Raw genomic sequence first — 14,233 nt, 5'->3', positions numbered from 1 at the left:
AATGCGCGCTGCAGCATGAATCGCCGGTGCATTCGTTCCACGCTGCGCTCCCTGCTCCTGACCGCACTCCTGCTGGCCACGCTGCCATTCGCGGTGCCTGGATGGATGCCCGCGCAATGGTCCGCCCTGTCCTCGGTGCAAGCCCGCGAACTGCCTGACCGGGCAGCCGAATCTGGTGCGATTCCTGTTGTGTCTGTTGCCGACCTGCCTGAGCAGGCGCGTGATGTGCTCCGGCGCATTGAACAGGGTGGTCCGTTCGCCTACGACAAAGACGGCATCGTCTTCGGAAACTATGAACGGCTTCTACCCTCCAAACGCCGTGGCTATTACCGTGAATACACCGTTTCGACTCCAGGCGCCCGCAACCGGGGGGCGCGCCGCATTGTGTGCGGTGGAGTCCAGCACCATCCGGAAGTCTGTTACTACACCAATGATCACTATGCCAGTTTCCGACGCATCGCAAAATGATGCCGATCCCGCCGTGCTGCTCAAGTCAGTGCGGCCCAATATCGTGCAGTCGATCCGGGCTTACCGCGTTGCCCAGCTGCAGGACGCAGCCGAGACGACCGGCCAGCATTTTCTCTACGCCAATCTTTCCGAGGCAACCACCAAGCAGGAGGTGCTGGAAACGATCGCGCGTTCCTTCCAGTTCCCGAAGCACTTCGGCAAGAACCTCGACGCCCTGCACGACTGTCTGACCGACGTGGTGCATGGCAGCGGGCCGCAGCCGGGCATGGTGGTCGTGCTCGAACAGTTGCCCGCCACGCAGCGTTTCGACAAGGAGGCGCGGGAAACTCTGCTCGACGTGTTCCGTGATGCCGCCGATTTCTGGGCGGAGCGCGGCGTTGCCTTCAGGGTCTTCTATTCTTTTCTGTAACCCGCACTCCTGGCCGGGAGGAGATGCGGGGCGAAGCGGTACCGGAAACCAGAGTCAAGGCCGTCAAGGTCTGCACACCCTGGGAAGGGGCCTGGGCGCAGCTGGTGGTTTGAACGCCTCACCCCTGAACTGAACATGGCGCAAGGCGGTTCGCCCTGCGCCATGTTTCATTTGGATTAATCCATCCCCGCCTAGGGGCAACGCGGGTGCACCAATAGCGTTAAAAGGCCCTAGACCGACGTCGGGGTCAGGCTTGCGTTGGCAATGCCTGCGCCAGAGCAACGTACTCCGCGGTGCTGACTTCCTCGGCGCGACGTTGCAGGTCGAACTGGCCGCCAAAGCCCTGGCGTTCCAGCCAGGGGCCGAGGCTGTGCCGCAGCAGCTTGCGGCGCTGCGAAAACGCAGCCGTCACCAATGCCGAGAGCACGCCGCGGTCGAGGGCCGGCAGGGCGTGCGCAGGCAGCGGCACCATGCGCACCACGGCAGAGTCGACCTTGGGCGGCGGGTCGAAGGCCTCGGGCGGCACGTCGAGCAGATTGTCCATGCGGTAGCGCCACTGCAGCATGACCGACAGCCGCCCGAAGTCGCGCCCGCCAGGGGCGGCCACCATGCGGTCGATCACTTCTTTTTGCAGCATGAAGTGCTGATCCCGCACTTGGCCTGCGACATCCATCAGGTGGAACAGCAGCGGCGTGGAAATGTTGTAGGGCAGGTTGCCGACGATGCGCAGATCGGCGCCCAGACTGGCGAAATCGAAGTCCAGCGCATCCGCCTCGATCAGCTCGACCCTGTCAGGCGCCTGCCTGCGCCAGCGCGCGGCCAGATCGCGGTCGATTTCCACGGCGGCCAGATGCGGAATGCGCTGCAGCAGCGCCAGAGTCAGGGCACCCAGGCCGGGGCCGATTTCCACGAGCCGCTCGCCAGGCTGCGGGTGAATGCAGTCGACGATGGCTCGAATGATCTGCTGGTCGATGAGGAAATGCTGCCCGAAGCGCTTGCGGGCGACGTGTGAGGTCTGCGCCGCGCCGCGCCTGCGCTCAGTCATTTTCCGGGATGTGCACGTACGTGCGGGCGCGCACATCACGCACCAGCTCATCGAAATCCTGCGCCGCCTTCTGGCGCTGCAGCACTTCCTTGGCCAGGGCGCGTTTCTGCGCTTCGGCCAGGGGGCGCACGGCGCGGTCGACCAGTTGCAGCAGCACCATCTTGTTGCCCATCACCACGGGCGCGGACACATCGCCCGGGTTGAGGCGCTCCAGCGCGGCGTCAAGCACGGGGTCGAGCTGTCCGGGCAACACCCAGCCGAGATCGCCGCCTTTGGCGGCAGTTGCCGGATCTTGCGACAGTTCGCGCGCCTTTTCGCTGAATTTGACCTTGCCGCTCTGCACCGCCTGTGCGACGGCGTCGAGTTCCGCCCTGGCGCGGGCACGCTCGGCATCGGTCGAGGCGCGCAGCACGATCTCGCGCACATCGCTCTGCATCGCGGTTGTCGGCGCAGCGCCTTCACCGCTCGCATTCAACAGCTTGAGGATGTGAAAGCCGGCGGCGCTGCGAATGACAGGACTGACCTCGCCGGGCTGAAGATTGCGCACGGTGTCCACGAACAGCGTGGGCAGGCGATCGGCAGGGCGCATGCCCAGATCGCCACCTTGCTTTGCGCCCTCGCCTTGCGATTCCTGTTTGGCGAGCTGGGCAAAGTTGGCGCCATCCTTGAGCTGGGCGGCGATGGCGTCCATCTTTTGCTTGACAGCGGCCACCTGCTCGGGGCTGGCGCCCTGCGGCACCGGCAGGAAGATCTGCGCAATGTCGTATTGCGCCTGCGCGCTGGTGGCTGCGGCGTTCTGCTTGGCGAGGAACTCGTCGATCTGGCTTTCCGTGACCGGGGGCAGTTGGGCCATGGTGCGCTCGCGTAGGCGGCTGATGAGGATTTCGCGCTGGAGCTGATCGCGGTAGGTGGCCCAGCCCATGCCCTCGCGTTCGATTTCCCGCCGCAATTCGGCCACGGTCAGCTTGTTGTTGCTGGCAACCTGCGCCACCGCGCGGTCGATGGTGTCGGCGCTGACATTCATGCCGATCTGCTCGGCATATTGGGCCAGCGCCAGTTCGTCGATCATCTGGCCCAGCACCTGAGTGCGCAGTTGCGCGGCAGGCGGCAGGGTGGCGCCGGCCGCCTGCGCCTGCTGGCGGGTGGCCTCGACGCGCAGACGCAGGTCGTAGTCGGTGATCACCTGATTGCCGACAATGGCGGCGATGCCGTCGCTGGAGCGTGTGCTGCCGAAGCTCGACGGCATGGCCGGCGGAGCCGCCATCGGCGGCGTGGCGGCGGTCGCGGCCCCCGGGGCGGACAAGCCGGCGCCCGCACCCGAGCCCGGCGGCAACCGCAGGCCCTGCGCATGTGCACAAACACACACAGTCCCCAGGACGGTGGCCAGGAGGGCGGCCAGAAGGGTGCGAGACAGACGGGACTTATTCATAGTTGGAAAAGCGGCTCGGGGGCGCGGTGGATTGCTTGAGGATCTGATAGCCGGGGATATTCTGCTTGAGCGCAGAGATCGGGTTGTTTCCCAGACGCGAAAAGCCGACGAGTTCGAGCTGGAACAGGATGCGGGTATAGGCCGTGGCCGGAGTGAGCGAGCTGCGCTGCAGCACCACGCGCCCGACCCAGCAGCCGCCGTCGTACTCGAAGCCAAGCAGACCGTCGTTGAATCGCTTGTCGAGAATGCTGTAGTTGGCCTGCCCCACCGAGTACCAGCGCGGGCTGAGCTGCCATTGCCACGCGGTGTTGATGTAGCGCAGCGGAATCTGCCCGGACGCCGCGCTCTGATAGAGGTAGCTGGTGCTCACGGTCTTGTACGCATCGGGCGACCAGCGCGCGCCGGCGGCGATCTGCTGGGACTGCCTCAGGCGCATGTTGTATTGCAGCGCGGCGTTGGCACTCCAGTGCGCATCGAAATTGACGCTGGCCAGCGCGAAGGTGTCGTTCAGCCCGGCGGGGACCGGGTTGCCGCTGAGCACCACGCGCTGCGGCGAAAACAGCACCCGCTGCGCCAGGGTCAGCCGCCCGAGCTCCACCCCGGTCTGCGGATCGAGCAGCCGCGTGGTGACACCGCCGGTCAGGTTGTTCGCATCGGCGATGCGGTCATTGCCCGAGAACACATTGTCGGTGTAGATGGTCGACAGATTCAGGTCGAGGTCGGCGCTGTCGAAGTTCGGCAGGTTCTGCTGGTTGCGGTAGGGGGTGTAGACGTAGTAGAGGCGCGGCTCGAGCGTCTGCGTCAGGGCGCGGCCGAATAGCCGGGTGCGGCGCTCGAACACCAGCCCGCTGTCGAGGCTGAAGGTGGGCACGGCGCGGTCGGCGGTGGTGGCGCCGTCGGGCATGGGCGTGTCGGTGACGTAGCGGGTGAGGTTGAACGACAGTTTCGGGGTGACAAAGCCGCCGGGCCGCACCAGCGGATAGCTGATCTGCGGGTTGAGATAGAGGCGGTCGCCGGAGAGCGCCGTAGGGTTGGTGAAGCGGGTTGCTGCCGCGTCGAACTGCCAGGAAGGTCCGGTGTAGTTCGCGCTCTGCAGATGGGTGTAGAGCTGCGGCTGCTGGTTGTACGGCACGCCGATGGGGGCCGCAGTGTTCTGCAGGGTCTGCCAGCGGTTGACGCTGAGTTGCATATAGCCCAGCGGCAGGCCGTAGGTCAGGCTGGCCTGCTGCGGCAGGGTGCGGTTGGCGCCGATGACCGGGTTGACGCCGCCGAAATCCTGCCACCAGTTGTCGTCGGACACCTGCTGGTAGTTGAGCGCGTAGCTCAGGCCGTGGCCGAGGTTGCCGTTCTGCTGCAGATACCCGGCCCAGCGGCTGCTGCCGCTGTCGCCACTGTCGGACGGCAGCAGGTCGATCTGGCTGCGCCCGGAATAGGTGGGCTGCAGCCAGCGCGTGGCCAGGCTGCCCATGAAGCCGCGCCGCAGGATGATGCGGGGGGTGAGCGTGGCGTCGTAATTCGGCGCGATGTTCCAGTAATACGGCACGGCCAGGTCGATGCCGTTGCGGCTGTCCACGCCCAGCGTGGGCGGCAGCCAGCCGGACTTGCGCGCATCGCTGAGCGGAAAGCTGGCGTAGGGCAGCGGCAGAATGGTGGCGCCCTTGAACACCACGCGGGCGTCGCGTGCCACCCCGGTGTTGTCGGCCAGGTTGAGGTCGAGATGCGTGGCCTGGACGAACCAGTCCACGGGGCTGGCGGTGCAGGTGGTGTAGGTGGCGTTGTCGGCCTGCACATGCTCGCGGCCGAGAAAGTCGATGGTGTCGGCATGGCCGTGGCCCTGGGTGACGCGAAAGGAATAACTGGCGTCGGGCATCTGGCCGCGGTAGGTGTCGAGTTGCATGCGCAGCGCCGGGCCGGTGAACAGATTGCCGTCGCGCAGCACGCGCACATCGCCGTGCGCCACCGCCTCGTTCTCGGCAAAGGAGTAGCGCAGCCGGTCGGCCTTGATCACCACGCTGTGCTTGCGCAACTGCACGTCGCCGCTGGCATGCACATACACATTGTTCTGCCCGGTGATCCGGTCGGCGATGACGAACAGCGGCTCGAAGGGCTCGGCATCGGCGGGCAGGCGCTGGAGCAGATCCAGGCTGGGGGTGAGCTGCAGCGGCGCCGATGCGGTGGGGGCGGCTGGGGCGGTTGGCTCGGCGCCCGGCTGTTCTGCGCGCGCCGACTGTGCCCAGCACAGGGCGAGTGTCACCGCCAAGGGGGTGAGACGCAGCGCATGACCGACGCATCCGCACGGCCCCGCAGCGCGCGGGCGCGGGGAACGGGGCGAGAAGTGGAGAGGCACGGGAATCGGGCGGATGGCGGCGGAGACGTCGGTGCAGTCGCCACGAACCTGAGCAGCGCCGAAGCCCGGCGTCTGGCCGCGCGCAGCGATGCCTAAAATGCCAGCGGATTATAGGGAGCGCGTCCTCCCTGCACCGGTTGCCTCCACCCCATGTCCTCCCCATCTTCGAATCCACGCGCGCAGGCACTTGAACACTGGCTGCAGGGCATTGCCCCGCAGCATGGCCTGCAGCCCGAGAGCCTGCAGCCCGCATCGAGCGATGCGAGTTTTCGTCGCTACTTCCGCATCGCGGCGGACGGCGGCACCTTGATCGTGATGGACGCGCCGCCGCCGATGGAAAACGTGCGGCCGTTCGTGCGCGTTGCCGCGCTGCTGGCCGCTGGCGGCGTGCAGGTGCCGCTGGTGCTCGACCGCGACGAGGAGCAGGGTTTCGTGCTGCTGTCCGACCTGGGCTCGACCACGTATCTGCAGGCCATCACCGCGCAGCCCGACCGCGCCGATGCGCTGATGCGCGACGCGCTGTCCGCTTTGGTTGCGCTGCAGCGCATCGACGGCGCGGGCGTGGTGCCCGCCTATGACCGCGCGTTGCTGCAGCGCGAGCTCGACCTCTTCCCCGAGTGGTTCGTGCATAAACACCACGGCCATGCGCTCACCGACGCGCAGCGCAGTGCGCTGCAGCGCGTGTTCGCCGCGCTGATCGACAACAACCTGGCACAGCCGCAGGTGCTGGTGCACCGCGACTGGCACAGCCGCAATCTGATGGTCACGCCCGAGCGCAACCCCGGGGTGCTCGACTTTCAGGACGCGGTGATCGGGCCGATCACCTATGACCTGGTCTCGCTGCTGCGCGATGCCTACATCGCCTGGCCCGAGGAACAGCAGCTCGACTGGGCGATCCGCTACTGGGAACGCGCACGCAAGGCCGGACTGCCGGTGGCCGCCGATGCCGCCGACTTTTACCGCGACCTCGACTGGATGGGCCTGCAGCGCGCGCTCAAGGTGCTGGGCATTTTCGCCCGCCTGCATCACCGCGACGGCAAGGCGCAATACCTCGGCGACCTGCCCGTGGTGCTGCAGCACACCCGGCTGGTCGCGGCGCGCTACGGCGCCTTCAAGCCCTTGCTGCAACTGCTCGACCAGATCGAGCAGCGCAGCCCGCAGGTGGGCTATACCTTCTGAGCGCGCTGCGGCCAGCCATGCACGCGATGATCCTCGCCGCCGGTCGCGGCCAGCGCATGCGCCCGCTCACCGACACCTGCCCCAAGCCGCTGTTGCGCGTGGGTGGCAAGCCGCTGATCCAGTGGCAGATCGAGCGGCTGGCCGCAGGCGGCTGGCGCGACATCGTGATCAACACCGGCTGGCTGGGCGCGCACATCCCGGCGGCGCTCGGCGATGGCCATGCCTTTGGTGTGCGGCTGCGCTATTCGCCCGAGCCTGCCGATGCGTATGAGACCGGCGGCGGCATTTCCACCGCGCTGCCGCTGCTCGGCGACGAACCGTTCGTCGTCGTGAGCGGCGACATCTACACCACCTTCGACTACGCCCGCCTGCAGTCCGTCGCCCGGCGGATCGCCGCCGACCCGCAGCACACCGCAGCCCACCTCGTGCTCACCCCCAACCCCGAACACAACCCAGATGGCGACATGGGGCTGGACGCGCAAGGCCGCATCCGGCGCGACGGCGCGCGGCTGAACTACGGCAATATCGGGGTGTTCCATCCCGCGCTGTTCGCCGGTCAGCCGCAGGCGCAGGCGTGGAAGCTGTTCCCCTGGCTGTACGCCGCGGCGGACGCCGGGCGGGTGAGCGGCGAGCTGTTCAGCGGCGCATGGCACAACATCGGCACGCCAGAGCAACTGGCCGCGCTCGACGCCGCGCTGACCCACGCCGCGCAAGACCCTGCGCCCGGCGCGCCGCGCCGAGCGGACTAGGCTTTTCCTCCTTTTCGACGTTTCCTGACCCGCCATGCCCGATCCCAATCTGCTTGCCCGTTGCGCCGCGCGCCGCGCCCAAGTCGTTCGCCAGCTTGCCGCAGCCGGCGGCGGGGTGGCCGTGCTGCCCACTGCGCCCGAAGCCCTGCGCAACCGCGACGCCGACTATCCCTACCGTCACGACAGCTACTTCTACTACCTCACCGGTTTCATCGAGCCGCACAGCCTGCTGGTGCTGCAGGCCAGCGCCTGCGGGCAGAGCCGCAGCGTGCTGTTCTGCCGTGACAAGGACATGGAGCGCGAGATCTGGGACGGCTTGCGCTGGGGCCCGGAGGCCGCGCGCGAGGCCTTCGGCTTCGACGCCGCGCTGTCGATCGACAGCCTCGACACCGAACTGCCCAAGCTGCTCGCCGACCAGCCCGCGGTGTGGTGGCCGTTCGCGGTGCAGCCCGGGTTCGAGGCGCAGATCGCGCGCTGGCTGGCCGCTGTGCGTGCGCAGGCCCGCGCCGGGGTCACCGCGCCGCACACCCAGCACGATCTGTGCGCCGTGCTCGATGAGATGCGGCTGTTCAAGGATGCGTACGAGCTCGACACCATCCGCCGCGCCTGCACGATTTCCGCCACGGCCCACATTCGCGCGATGCAGGCCAGCAGCCGCGGCCTGCGCCAGCCGCCGCCGCAGGGCTTGCGCGAATACCACCTCGAAGCCGAACTGCTGCACACCTTCCGCCACGGCGGGTCGCAGGCCCCCGCCTACGGCTCCATCGTTGCCGCCGGCGCCAACGCCTGCGTGCTGCACTACCGCGCCAGCGACGCGCCGGTGCGCGCGGGCGACCTGGTGCTGATCGACGCCGCGTGCGAACTCGACGGCTACGCCAGCGACATCACCCGTACCTTTCCCGCCGACGGCCGCTTCAGCGGCGCGCAGCGCGCGCTGTACGACGTGGTCCTGGCCGCGCAGCAGGCCGCGCTGGACGCCGCGGTGGACGGCGCGCGCTTCACCGACCCGCACGACGCCGCGCTGCGCGTGCTCGCGCAGGGGCTGCTCGACCACGGCCTGATCGATCGCAGCAAGGCCAGCGATGTCGATGGTGTGATCGCCACCGGCACGTACAAGCGCTTTTACATGCACCGCACCAGCCACTGGATGGGCATGGACGTGCACGACTGCGGCGACTACGCCGAGCCGGGCGAGACTGTGGAAATCCAGCCCGACGGCAACCGCAAGCGCCCGTCGCGCATCCTGCACGAGAACATGGTGCTGACCATCGAGCCGGGGCTGTATGTGCGCGCCGCAGACGATCTGCCCGCTGCGTTCCACGGCATCGGCATCCGCATCGAGGACGACGTGGCCATCCGCGCCGCAGGCCAGCCCTGCGAAGTCCTCACCGCCGCCGCACCGAAGACGGTGGCCGACATCGAGGCGGTGATGCGCTGAGCGCCGCTGCGGTCAAAGCACGCGGTGCTGCAGCGCCGGCAGGCTGGCGCGGTGGCGGGCGATGCGCTGCGGGTCGATGGTCGCGGTGACCACGGCCTCGCCCTCGGCCTGCATCGCCAGCACTTCGCCCCAGGGATCGACGATCATGCTGTGGCCCCAGGTGCGGCGGCCATTCTCGTGTACCCCGCCCTGCGCGCTGGCTGCGACATACGCCAGGTTCTCGATCGCGCGGGCGCGCAGCAGCACTTCCCAATGCTTCTCGCCCGTGGTGTGGGTGAAGGCGGCGGGCAGGAGGAACAGGTCACATGCCGCGGGCTGCGACAGCGCGCGGAACAGCTCGGGAAAGCGCAGGTCGTAGCAGATCGCCAGGCCGATGCGCAGGCCCTCGCAGTCGAATGCGACCAGCTGGGTGCCGGGGGTGATGCTGTCGGCCTCGGCGTAGCGCTCGGCGCCGCGCTCGAAGGTGAACAGGTGGATTTTGTCGTAGCGCGCAACCTGCTCGCCCGCGGGGTTGAACACCAGCGTGGTGTTGCGCACGCGCTGCGGGTCTGGGTCTTCGAGCGGCAGCGTGCCGCCGACCAGCCACAGGCCGTGGCGGCGCGCGGCGTCGGCGAGAAAGTCCTGGATCGGGCCGCTGCCGAGTTGTTCGCGCACGCGCACCTTGTCGGTGTCGGTCTGTCCCATCAGGCAGAAGTATTCGGGCAGCACGGCCAGGCGCGCTTGCTGGGCTGCGGCCTGGGCGAGCAGCTGGTCTGCGCGTTGCAGATTGGCGGTAACCGAGGTGCCGGAAACCATCTGGAGGGCGGCGACTTTCATGGCGGGGCGGTGGGATGATGGACTGCGCCAGCTTACTTCAGGGCGCTGCCGGTGTGGCGCCGCCGGGTTTGGGCGCGTCCAGCGCGACTTCGGTGACGTTGGGCGTCAGCCAGGTGCCTGTGATGTCGTACACATGGGTGAAGGCGCGCGCCAGCGGCTCGCGGGCGATGTATTGCGCCAGAAAGGTGCCCAGGCCGATGACCGGGTTGACCAGGGCATAGGCCAGCGAGGCTGCACCGGCGTTGATGTTGGGCACCACGACCACGCGCAGGTTCTGCGTCTCGGTGGCGAGGTTGGTGCTGCCGTCGATGCGCACACTGGCGGCCACGCCGCTCATGCGGAAATCGCTGGTGCTGGCCACGCCATTCTTCACCGTGACATCGGCGCCCACCTTGTCGAATGCGAAGCCCGAGGAAAACAGGTCGCGGAAGTCCAGGGTGAAGCGGCGCGGCAGGCTTTGCAGACTGAGCACGCCCAGCAGCTTGGCGATGCCCGGATCGGCCTTGAGAAACTGGCCTTGCCCAAGCTGCAGCGTGAACTGTCCGTCCATGCTCGGAAAGTCCAGACTGAGTGGTGAGCCCAGCCAGGCCAGATGGCCGGTGATCTCGCCCTTGCCGCCCTTGAGCAGCCCGGGCTTGCCCAGGGTGGCGAGCAGGTCACCGGCATCCGAGATGGCGAGCTTGAACTGCATCGCGCTGCGTCGCGCGGGCGAGGTGGAATCGGCGCTGCCCGGCGCGGTGAGCTGCGTGCCCAGCGCGGTCCAGCTGCCGCTGCCGGTGAGCGCTCCGCCTGGGCCGATGAGCGCAAAACGGGTGAGCTGCCACTCCTTGCTGCCGTCGACCCGGCCGCGGTTGACCGCCTGCACGTCCAGGCGGTCGAAGTGGTGGCCGTGCAGATCGACATTGTCGGCCACGATGTCCAGCGCCGGAATGCTCTTGGGTTGCTCGTCGAACAGATGCTCCACGTCCGAGTCGCTGGACTTGGGCAGTTCCAGCCGCGCCAGCCGGGCGCTCAGGGTGCCCGGGTTGTTGCCGCTGCCGATCTGCCAGCCCAGATAGCCCGTGAGCTGTTGCGCATTCACATTGGCCTGCAGCAGATCGCCATTGCGGCTGCCGCCGATCACCACCTGATTGATCACGCGGTGCATCACGGTCAGACGGCCGATGTCGAGTGCCGCCGTGGTGGGCAGCAGCGCGGTCAGGCCACGGTCATTGCCTGCGCGGAACACCACGGGGGTCTGCGTCGAACCCTCGGGAAGCAAGGGTTTGAGCGCGGCTTCCCAGGCATCCAGATCGAGCGCGGGCAGGCGCACATTGGCCTGCACGGAAGTGGAGGGTTGCGGCAGCGCCGCCTGCGGGCCAATGGCCAGCCCACCGCTGAGCACGCGGAAGTCATTGGGGGTGCTCGCCCCGCCCCCACCCGGTGGGGGAGGTTGGGAGGGAGCCGCCGCCGCTGCAGGCGGCTCCTCGATGACATACCGCGCCTGGGCGATGCCGCCCAGATCGATCCGCACCACATTGCGCCGCGCGCCCTCGGGGCCGGGCGGCAGCGGGGTGCGGGTATAGAGCAGCGATTGGGCGGCGGCCGCGGGTTTGCCCAGCGGTGCGGGCAGGTCGATGCGGGCGCCCACCAGATTGCTGCGCAACTCCAGCGCGGCCTCGGGCGCGCCGCGCTGCTGGGTGATGTTCAGGGTGTAGGGTGCCTGACCCTGCAGCACCTTGCCGAGGGTCTGCATCCAGTCCTGGTCGGCGGTGCGCAGGCCGGCGCCGCTGAAGCTGCCGCTGGCCTGCAACTGCAGCGGCTGCCCCTGCTGCTGCCCGCCGCGCAGCGCGACCGGGCCACCCAGCACGTCGGGCGCATTCAGCGCGAGGTTGAAGCCGGCGTGGCTGAAATCCACCGTGCCGCGCACCTTGGCGAAGGGCGGCAGATCGCGGCTCCAGCGCACGTCCACACCCTGCAGCGTGGCCTGGCCCTTGAGGGTTGCTGCGCGGAGGTCGTTCAGAGGCAACTTCAGGGCGATGTTCAGAGCGATCGGCCCTTGCGCCTGCACGGTGTCGAACACGCCGTCGAGCCGTTCGTTGATCGGGCTGTCGATGAGGTAGCGCAGCGCGTCGGTTGCGGGCGCCTGCGCCTTGCCGCTGATGCTCAGTATGCCGTCGTGAAAGGAAGGCAGACTGCCATTCACCGCCGTGATGCGCGCGCCATACGCCTGCGCCGAGACATTGCGCACCTCCAGACTGTGCGAGGTGACCAGCAACGTGCCGTTCACCTGCGTGAACTCCGGCCAGAGGGCATTGGCATGCACGGCGTCGGGGTTGGCGGTTTCGCCCTGCGGCAGGACAGCGCGCGGTGCGTAGTTGAACACGCCGTTCTCGATCTGCGCGCTCACCTGGAAGGTGCCGCCCTTGGCAGGCGTGTCGAACGGAAAGTTCTCCACCTGCCCCTTGACCGTGAAGTCCACCTGCCGCGCGCTGCCCGCGGCGATGGCGCTGCGCAGATAGTCGCGGGTGTGCAGGGGGATGTCGATGGGCAGGTAACGCCACACCGCGCGGGCGTCGGCGCGGGTGAGCTGGCCCTGCAGATCCAGGCTGCCCAGGCGTCCCGGCGCGCTGCGCCAGATCAGGCGCGCCCGACCCGCGGCGTCGTCATTGTCGAAGGTCAATCGCTGCGTGCTGATCTGCCAGTTCCCTTTGGCATCGCGCGTCCAGTCGAGATCGGCCTGCAGGTTCTCGAAGCCCAGCCGCGCGGGGGCGAAGACCAGCGGCAGGTCGAGTCCGCCCTTGTTCATGGTGAGCTGCGCCTTGCCGCCCGATTGGCTGGCGCTCAGCGAGCCGCTCAGGCCGTTGACGCCGGGCAGATCGGCAGGCAGTTGCAGCGCCTTGGCCGCGTCCTTGCCTTGGTTGATCAGTGGCTGCGGGTCGGCCGGCGGGGTTTGCTCTCCCAGCCCGGCGGGGCTGTTCCAGTGCAGGTCGGCGAACTGGGTCTGCACGCTGTATGTGGACGGCGGGCCGGTGGGCGCCGTGCCCTTGGGCCAACTGGCCTGCGCGCTGAAGCGAAGAAGCCGCCCCTGCGGCTGCAGCGCGGTCAGGCGCGCATGCCACAGCGCAGGCAGCGGCAGTCGCTGCGCCAGCGCGGACAGCGCGCCCAGGTCGAGCGCGCCGGTCTCCAGCCGGGCCTGCGTCGTGCCGCCCTTGGGTTGTTGCCAGCGCCAGTTCACGGTGACAGGCGCCAGGGTCTGGCCTTGCGCGGTGCGGAATTGCAGGTTCTGCAGACTGGCGTCCTCACCGCCGGGAAGCGGCGCCCAGGTCATGCGGGTGCTCAGGCTGTCGAGTGCGAAGGGCGGCAGCGCGGCGGTGGCGCGCAGGGGCTCGGGGGCCGTGGCCTGTGCAAGCTGGATCGCCACGCCGCGCAGCGCCAGATCGGCAGTCAGCGCGGCCGGCGCGCCATCGTTGACCTGCGCCCAGGCGCGTACCGAGCCGCGCCCGGTCTGGGTGCTGACCGGCAGAGTCAGCGGCAACTGGGGTTGCAACGCCGCCAGATCGACGCCCAACACCTCGCCGTAGAGCTGGCCCTTCCAGCGCGCGAAGTCGGCGGTGTGGCGCAGGAACAGCGGCTGATGGAAGTTCGCGCGCAGATCGATCGGGCCGCCAAAGCCCGCAGGCGGCGTGGCGGTGAGCGCGGCGCGGTGGGTGAGCAGGGTGTTGCGCAGCAGGATGTTGACCTTTGAGAGCGGCAGCGGCGGCGCGTGCTGCGCGGCGTTCACCCAGGTCAGGCGGCTGTCGAGGATCAGGATTTCGTTCTGCTCGAACAGCCAGTCGGCGAACTGCTGCGCCGCGTCGTTCCTGCCGGCTGCGGACAGCGCGATGCGGATGCCGCCGATGTCCAGATGGTCGGCATCGGGGCGGGTGATGGTGAGGTTGGCGCCGCGGATCACCAACTGGTCGAAGCTGAGCGTCAGGCGGGTGAGGCTTTTCCAGCTCGGCGCGGCTTCGACCGCGGCGAACTGCAGCGCGGGCCGCCCCTGCGGGCCGTCGATGCGCACATCGTGCAGCGCAAACTGCGGCATCAGGCCGTTCCACTGGGTGCGGATCGCACCGATGTGCACCGGCAGCCCCAGCGCGCTGCTGCTGGCCTGTTCCACCCACGGGCGCAGCTGTTGCGCATTGGGCAATACCGCGTAGCGCAGCGTCAGCAGCCCCAGGCCGAGCACGAAATACACCGTCAGCACGAGCAGAACAGCCGCTTCCCAGATGCGGGTGGCGGCGCGCAGCGAGAGATGGAGCCAGGACAAGGGAAGCGGGGCGCGGAGCAGGGAAGAATGACGCCTTCGATGGTAGTCAATCGCCTGCATCC

General features: G+C 68.4%; 10 protein-coding genes. 5 read left to right on the top strand and 5 right to left on the bottom strand.

Annotated features, from left to right (window positions below; genetic code table 11):
* Positions 1-105: 105 nt before the first annotated feature.
* Positions 106-468 (top strand): guanyl-specific ribonuclease, encoded by a 363-nt coding sequence (locus AC1ZQA_RS15240; protein ID WP_482679348.1) that lies wholly within the window; start codon positions 106-108, stop codon positions 466-468.
* The gene (locus AC1ZQA_RS15235) at positions 431-877 is read left to right on the top strand and encodes a barstar family protein (protein ID WP_482679347.1); all 447 of its coding nucleotides are present in this window, start codon (positions 431-433) and stop codon (positions 875-877) included. Before AC1ZQA_RS15240 ends, AC1ZQA_RS15235 begins: the two co-directional genes overlap by 38 nt.
* Before the next feature lie 247 nt (positions 878-1,124).
* On the opposite strand, the gene rsmA is transcribed toward AC1ZQA_RS15235, so the two are convergent.
* From rsmA to AC1ZQA_RS15220, 3 genes are all read right to left on the bottom strand, one after another.
* Positions 1,125-1,922, bottom strand: a complete 798-nt coding sequence (rsmA, locus tag AC1ZQA_RS15230; RefSeq protein WP_482677682.1) for a 16S rRNA (adenine(1518)-N(6)/adenine(1519)-N(6))-dimethyltransferase RsmA — start codon at positions 1,920-1,922, stop codon at positions 1,125-1,127.
* A complete protein-coding gene (locus AC1ZQA_RS15225) occupies positions 1,915-3,186 on the bottom strand; it encodes a peptidylprolyl isomerase (protein ID WP_482677681.1) in 1,272 nt (423 codons plus the stop codon). Before AC1ZQA_RS15225 ends, rsmA begins: the two co-directional genes overlap by 8 nt.
* A gap of 157 nt (positions 3,187-3,343) precedes the next feature.
* Positions 3,344-5,605 carry an LPS-assembly protein LptD gene (locus AC1ZQA_RS15220; protein WP_482679346.1) on the bottom strand — a complete coding sequence of 754 codons (2,262 nt, stop codon included), beginning with the start codon at positions 5,603-5,605 and terminating at the stop codon, positions 3,344-3,346.
* A gap of 243 nt (positions 5,606-5,848) precedes the next feature.
* On the opposite strand from AC1ZQA_RS15220, the gene AC1ZQA_RS15215 reads away from it, so the two are divergent.
* Genes AC1ZQA_RS15215 through AC1ZQA_RS15205 form a run of 3 tightly spaced genes read left to right on the top strand, consistent with a single transcriptional unit; the run spans position 5,849 to position 9,064 of the window.
* Positions 5,849-6,877, top strand: coding sequence for an aminoglycoside phosphotransferase family protein (locus AC1ZQA_RS15215; protein ID WP_482677680.1), 1,029 nt, complete (start codon positions 5,849-5,851; stop codon positions 6,875-6,877).
* A 17-nt stretch (positions 6,878-6,894) separates the two neighbouring features.
* On the top strand, positions 6,895-7,626 hold the full coding sequence (gene murU / locus AC1ZQA_RS15210) for an N-acetylmuramate alpha-1-phosphate uridylyltransferase MurU (RefSeq protein ID WP_482677679.1): 732 nt from the start codon (positions 6,895-6,897) through the stop codon (positions 7,624-7,626).
* 34 nt (positions 7,627-7,660) lie between these two features.
* Complete coding sequence (locus AC1ZQA_RS15205; RefSeq protein ID WP_482677678.1) at positions 7,661-9,064, top strand: aminopeptidase P N-terminal domain-containing protein; 1,404 nt, start codon at positions 7,661-7,663, stop codon at positions 9,062-9,064.
* Between the two features lie 12 nt (positions 9,065-9,076).
* On the opposite strand, the gene AC1ZQA_RS15200 is transcribed toward AC1ZQA_RS15205, so the two are convergent.
* Positions 9,077-9,880 carry a carbon-nitrogen hydrolase family protein gene (locus AC1ZQA_RS15200; protein WP_482677677.1) on the bottom strand — a complete coding sequence of 268 codons (804 nt, stop codon included), beginning with the start codon at positions 9,878-9,880 and terminating at the stop codon, positions 9,077-9,079.
* Between the two features lie 37 nt (positions 9,881-9,917).
* The gene (locus AC1ZQA_RS15195; protein WP_482677676.1) at positions 9,918-14,171 is read right to left on the bottom strand and encodes a YhdP family phospholipid transporter; all 4,254 of its coding nucleotides are present in this window, start codon (positions 14,169-14,171) and stop codon (positions 9,918-9,920) included.
* Positions 14,172-14,233: the final 62 nt, after the last annotated feature.

The organism is Thiomonas sp. DCM-2 (assembly GCF_056820905.1).
The sequence above is the reverse complement of the archived record's forward strand: the minus strand, read 5'-3'. Positions and strand labels throughout refer to the sequence as shown.